At 32.2% G+C, this 6690-nt stretch carries 5 protein-coding genes; 1 reads left to right on the forward strand and 4 read right to left on the reverse strand.

Annotated elements, in window-relative coordinates; translation table 11 throughout:
* From GOQ24_RS12655 to GOQ24_RS12665, 3 genes are all read right to left on the reverse strand, one after another.
* The coding region (locus GOQ24_RS12655; RefSeq protein ID WP_160339843.1) for a lipopolysaccharide biosynthesis protein at positions 1 to 1194 on the reverse strand (1194 nt) is incomplete at its 3' end.
* A gap of 76 nt (positions 1195 to 1270) precedes the next feature.
* Entirely contained in the window at positions 1271 to 2617 is a 1347-nt protein-coding gene (locus GOQ24_RS12660; protein WP_160339844.1) for a nucleotide sugar dehydrogenase, read from the reverse strand.
* A gap of 46 nt (positions 2618 to 2663) precedes the next feature.
* On the reverse strand, positions 2664 to 3638 hold the full coding sequence (locus GOQ24_RS12665; RefSeq protein ID WP_160339845.1) for an SDR family oxidoreductase: 975 nt from the start codon (positions 3636 to 3638) through the stop codon (positions 2664 to 2666).
* Between the two features lie 463 nt (positions 3639 to 4101).
* Between GOQ24_RS12665 and mobC the strand changes: the two genes are divergently transcribed.
* The gene (gene mobC, locus GOQ24_RS12670) at positions 4102 to 6108 is read left to right on the forward strand and encodes a conjugal transfer protein MobC (protein WP_160339846.1); all 2007 of its coding nucleotides are present in this window, start codon (positions 4102 to 4104) and stop codon (positions 6106 to 6108) included.
* A 16-nt stretch (positions 6109 to 6124) separates the two neighbouring features.
* On the opposite strand, the gene GOQ24_RS16560 is transcribed toward mobC, so the two are convergent.
* On the reverse strand, positions 6125 to 6690 hold a 566-nt coding region (locus GOQ24_RS16560; RefSeq protein WP_208103227.1), incomplete at its 5' end, for a topoisomerase C-terminal repeat-containing protein.

Consider the following 6690-nt stretch of genomic DNA (forward strand, 5'->3'; position numbering starts at 1 on the left):
GTAATTAATAAAATAGCTAATGATACATGTTACTAAATAACCGTACATCAAAATTTCAATACTCTTGTAATAAACTCCAATAACTAAGGATACAATATTGATTGCTTTCTTTATAATTTCAAGAACTAAAATTCTTCTAGTTTGATTAAATACTTTAAACAAAATCCGATTAAACATCTCTTGCATATAGAAAAAAGAAGCTAAAGCTAGAATTTTCATATAAAAATCTGCTGATAACCACTTTTCTCCATACAACAAGAATAATATTTCTTTAGAGTATAAGAAAATCCCCATACATATTACCCCTACAACAACAGTAAAAATACGGATAATGTTATTATACAGTTGATCAAATTTTTCTTTATCATCTTGTAAATTAGATAAAGCTGAAAAAACGACACCTAATGTGGTAGATTTAATTATACCCACAGGTATTTCGGATAATTTTTTGGCCTGAAAATAATATCCCGTTTGACCTAAACTAAAATACTTTCCTAAGATTAATTGATATATATTATCAAACCCCGTATTCAACAATGACGATAAGGTAGTATACAAACCAAAACCATATAATTCTTTGAAACTATCTTTACTAAACTTGTATACCGTTAGTCCTTGCTCTTTTATCCAAAAAATTATAGTAAGAAACAAAGAGTTCAGTATTTGCAATAAAATTAATGCCCAAACACCATAGCCAAATGCAGCAATTCCAACGGCAATTAAAGAAGACAAAATTACTGAAATAAGCGTATAAGATGAAATTCGCTTATATTGTAACTTCTTTATTAACCGGACATTTTGAATAATCTGGAAGGAGTTAATTATTAATACCAATCCCAATACCCTTACATAAATACTTAAATTTTCTATTCCATAATAAATCTCAATACTAGGGCTTGAAAAAAACAAAATAACATAGAGTCCTATACTAACAAATAGATTAAAAAGGAAAATAGTTGAATTATCTAATTCAGTAGAATCCTTTTTCCTAATTAATGCACCTGACAACCCTGATTCAGTTAATACTTTTGAAATAGCAATAAAAAAAGTTGCAATAGCAACTACCCCAAATTCTTTTGGCGATAATAACCTAGCAAGTATTATGTTCGTCAATAAGGTTATGAACAAGTACCCAAATTGCCCAATAATAGACCAAATCAGCCCTGTTTTAAATTTACCGCCTATATCATTCATATATATAACACAAGCTATTATGTAATTATTGACTTAACTACATAATAGCTTTTTAAATTCAGTATTTAACTTACTACTATAATCTACTATCTACCTCTGTTTCTAAAACGCCTTTTACATCATATACCACGGCTACCTCTTTCTTCAAGCTATCAAAATCTAATGCCAATAACTCTTTGTGTGCAACTCCCAATACAATAGCATCAAACTTACATAAAGCTGTAGGTAAACGATGATCCTCACTTTGAGAACTTAATTTTAGTATATCTTGTATATTATTATGGCTTACTACTCCATACTCATGCATTACCTCTGCAGGATTTGCCCATGGATCATAGGTGGTCACTTTTACTCCATAATCTTCTAAAGCAGCAATTACATCTACAATCTTCGTATTACGCACATCAGGACAGTTCTCTTTAAAAGTCACCCCTAACATCAATACCTCTGCTTTACTAACATTGATTCCTTTTTTAATCATCGTTTTCACTACCTGAGAAGCAACATACTCTCCCATAGAATCGTTCAATCGACGACCAGCTAAGATAATCTCTGGATGATACCCCTTTTCCATGGCCTTTTGTGCTAAATAGTATGGGTCAACACCAATACAATGTCCCCCTACTAATCCTGGCTTAAACGGTAAGAAATTCCACTTTGTACCTGCAGCTTCCAATACAGCATGTGTATCAATATCCAACAAATTAAAAATTTTCGCAAGTTCATTGACAAAAGCAATATTAATATCTCGTTGTGAGTTCTCAATCACTTTAGCAGCTTCTGCTACTTTGATCGTTGGTGCTAAATGTGTTCCAGCTGTAATCACAGCTTTATAAATATCATTGACTACTACTCCTATTTCAGGTGTACTTCCTGACGTTACTTTTAATATTTTTTCAACTGTATGCTCCTTATCACCTGGATTAATGCGCTCTGGTGAATATCCACAGAAGAAATCTTCATTGAACTTCAATCCTGATATACGTTCTAGAACAGGTACACATTCCTCTTCCGTTACTCCAGGATATACCGTAGATTCGTAAATCACGATATCTCCTTTTCTCAACACCTTTCCTACGGTCTCAGAAGACTTGTACAACGGTGTTAAATCAGGGCGATTGTGTTTATCCACAGGAGTAGGCACAGTCACTACATACACATTGCAATCCTTAATATCTTCCATATCATAAGAGCAGAATAACCCTTTATCACTACCATCTAATACTGGATTTGAATTGACTAAAACAGATTGAAGCACTTCGTCAGATACTTCCAACGTACTATCCTTTCCTTCTCTTAATTCTCCAATACGTCCTTTGTTAATATCGAATCCTACCGTTGGAAATTTAGTTGCAAACAACCTTGCCAATGGCAATCCTACATAACCTAATCCGACAACTGCAATTTTATGTTGTGTATTCATATATTGTAAACTTGTATATTTTATTATCTCTTTTAAACTCTTTTAACTATAACATTTCTTTGTGTTCCCAATACCACTTGACAGCCTCTTTTAATCCTTCGCGGATTACATGAGTTGGAGCATAACCCAATAAGCTTTTTGCCTTATCTACAGAAGCTAAAGAGTGTGCAACATCTCCTTGGCGATTTGGCCCGTGCTTCACTTCAATATTGGCAATTTCCCCATCATAAGCTGTCAAAAACTCTTTTAAGTAACCTACTAACTCATTAAGATTAGTACGATCTCCCACCGCTGTATTGTAAACGGTATTGATCGCTTCTTTATTATCAGTTAACATTGCGCGTTCATTCATCTGAATCACATTATCGATATATGTAAAGTCACGAGAGTTCTCTCCTGTTCCATTAATGGTAGGGCTTTCATGTTGGATAAGCTGTTTTGTAAATAAAGGAATAACAGCAGCATAAGCTCCTCTTGTATTCTGACGACGACCAAATACGTTAAAGTAGCGCAATCCTATAATTTCGATTCCATAGGTCTTTGCAAATACATCTGCATATAATTCGTTTACATATTTCGTTACCGCATAAGGAGAAAGTGGTTTTCCAATAACATCTTCTACTTTAGGCAATGTTGGAGAATCTCCATACGTTGATGAACTAGCAGCGTATACCATACGCTTCACTCCACCATCACGTACTGCAACTAACATATTTAAAAATCCATTGATATTCACCTCATTTGAGGTAATGGGATCGTTAATAGAACGAGGTACAGATCCTAATGCTGCTTGATGCAATACAAAGTCCATTCCTTTTACTGCACGATGACAAGTCTCTAAATCACGGATATCTCCTTCGATTAACTCATAATTTAGGTTAGACATAAATTCTTCGATATTGTGCTTATATCCTGTTGCGAAATTATCTAAACAACGTACAAAATATCCTTTAGATAAGAAATACTCAGTTAAATTGGAACCGATGAACCCAGCTCCTCCAGTGATAAGAATCTTTTTCATTTTTCTTTTTTCCTACTTAGAAGTGTTTAAAACCTCTAAATTATCATTAATATGTGATTTATAAGTGAGCTTTATTCGTCAAAAAATTGTCTTTTTACAACGAAAAAACAAAAGTACGGTATTCGCATTATATAACCTTGAATTTTCCTTAAAATTCCGTAGACTCTCACTTTCTTTTAGTAAAAGACATTTTGTTGCATTTATAATCACTCACTCAAACAAAGAATCACATTAGACTATAATCATAAATTTTAAATACTTTAATAAAAATAATTAGCTATCATAAGCAAATCAATTTAAGAAAACTCTAAAATGTTAATTATTACAATCAAATTACTGAGCACTGATACAATAGACTTACAAGCATAGGTTTTAAAAGGACAAACAGTACAATACAAGGTCATGGGTTAAGAATTAAAACAAGGCTTTGTACTTTTAATTCTAACCCATTAATTAATATGTTATGCAAAGTGAAGATGATTTAAAAGCTCTATCTAAAATTCTTTCATTATTAAGAGCTGTTAGTATTCTACTATTACTTATTCACCTATACTGGTATTGCTACTACTTGTTTGTTAAGACTAACATCTATAGTCTAGTTGTAAACCAAATACTTTTAGGCTTTAATAAACACTCTTTTCTTTTCTATCATCCTTTAGTTACAAAACTCTGTTGTTTTGTTTTGCTAGCTCTAAGTCTTTGGGGACAAAAAGGTGTAAAAGATCCGTTGATAACTCTAAGAAAAATATTTTGTGTGTTCTTTGTTGGCTTTATATTATACTTTTTAAACTTTTGGTTACTTGACAATCAATCTACCCTTTCAAACATCACTTATATTTTAAGCACTTTTTTAGGATACCTACTTCTTCTAATATCAGGAGCTTGGATAAGTAGGCTTTTATCAGATGATTTACTTGAAGATGTATTTAATTTTGAAAATGAAAGCTTTTGGCAAGAAACCCGTCTTATTGAAAATAAATATTCGGTTAACTTACCAACTGAGTTTTTATATAAAAACAAAACGCACAAAGGCTGGATAAACATTATTAACCCTTTTAGAGCCACCATTGTTCTGGGTACACCAGGTTCGGGTAAAAGCTTTGCGGTTATTAACAGCTATATCAAGCAATTAATCGAAAAAGGGTTTTCAATGTATATCTATGACTTTAAATTTGATGACCTATCCACTATAGCTTATAATCATCTACTTTTACATAGCGATAAATACAAAGTAAAGCCCAAATTCTATGTTATTAACTTTGATAACCCCAGAAAAAGTCACAGGTGCAACCCTATAAACTCCAAGTTTATAAAAGACATATCCGATGCCTATGAATCGGCTTATACCATTATGCTGAATTTAAATAGATCATGGATTCAAAAACAAGGAGATTTTTTTGTTGAATCGCCAATTATTCTGTTAGCGGCAATAATTTGGTTTTTGAAAATCTACAAAAAAGGCAAGTATTGTAGCTTTCCTCATGCCATAGAACTACTAAACAAAAAGTATAAAGATGTATTTACCATTTTAACAAGCTATCCCTCTTTAGAGAATTACCTATCTGCCTTTATGGACGCATGGCAAGGTGGCGCGCAAGAGCAACTACAAGGTCAAATAGCCTCGGCTAAAATCCCTTTATCGCGAATGATATCACCCTCACTGTACTGGGTTATGAGTGGGGATGACTTCAGCCTTGATATCAATAATCCAGAAGAACCGAAGATATTGTGTGTTGGCAATAATCCGGATAGACAAAATATTTACTCAGCTGCATTAGGACTTTACAATTCAAGAATTGTAAAACTAATTAATCAAAAAGATAAACTAAAAAGCGCTGTTATTATAGATGAGTTACCTACAATTTACTTCAGAGGACTCGATAATTTAATAGCAACGGCTAGAAGTAATAAAGTAGCAGTATGTTTAGGATTTCAAGACTTCTCTCAACTAAATAGAGACTATGGAGACAAAGAAAGTAAAGTTATTCAAAACACAGTGGGGAATATTTTTTCAGGTCAAGTAGTTGGTGAAACAGCCAAACAGTTATCCGAGAGATTTGGAAAAATTCTACAAAAGCGTCAAAGCATATCAATTAATAGATATGATAGATCTTCTTCAATATCCACTCAATTAGATATGTTAATACCTTCCTCGAAAATATCCACTCTTAGTCAAGGAATCTTCGTTGGGGCCGTGGCTGATAACTTTGATCAAAAAATAGAGCAGAAAATCTTCCATGCTCACATTAAAATAGACACAAACAAAGTCAATCAAGAGCAAAAAAACTATAAATCAATTCCCACTATAACCTCTTTTACAAACTACAAAAATGAAGACTTTCTAGACAAAGCAATTCAAGATAACTACAACCAAATCAAAAAAGACATTGAAAAGATTATCAAAAATGAGCTTTTAAGAATTGAAAACGATCCTGATTTGGCACATCTTTTAAATAAAAGCAAATCCTAAAAAGTCTCCATTTCAATTATATAAATTCATATTGTAACTCACAGTTTTTATTAAGACGTAAATAACCTTTAACTTTATTGCTTTTACTTATTTTAAACTCAAACAAAGAAGACGATTTTCTTTTTTGTATAAGCTGATTTACATCACTAACAGATAAATAAACACCCGATATTTGACGCTTTAGACTCCATTTACACTCCTTGTTTTGACAAATAACCCTATCCAAGTAAAACTCTAGGTTATGCTTTTGACAAAAAGGACATAAAGTGGATTTATTCTCTATAGAATAAACCTTTTTAGTATTATTAAAAAACCCAACAAGCTCATTTACTTTCTTATCTAAATTTGCTTTATCAATGTCTGTTTTTGTATACCTGTAAAACAATATTTCAAGCTCGAAAACTCTTTGCAAGAATTCACCTATATTAAAATCTAACTCCTTAAATAGTTTAGCTACTTCACCATTTAGAGTAACTCCAGCTTTAGATGTTTTTAAAATCTTGCTATAGATTAAACTATCAAGGCAGAGAACAGCACGTTTAAAAAAATCTTCAAAAAAACAAAGCTCGTTTTGACTTATTC

Origin of the sequence: Myroides sp. LoEW2-1, from assembly GCF_009767705.1 — a bacterium.
GTDB lineage: Bacteria > Bacteroidota > Bacteroidia > Flavobacteriales > Flavobacteriaceae > Flavobacterium > Flavobacterium album_A.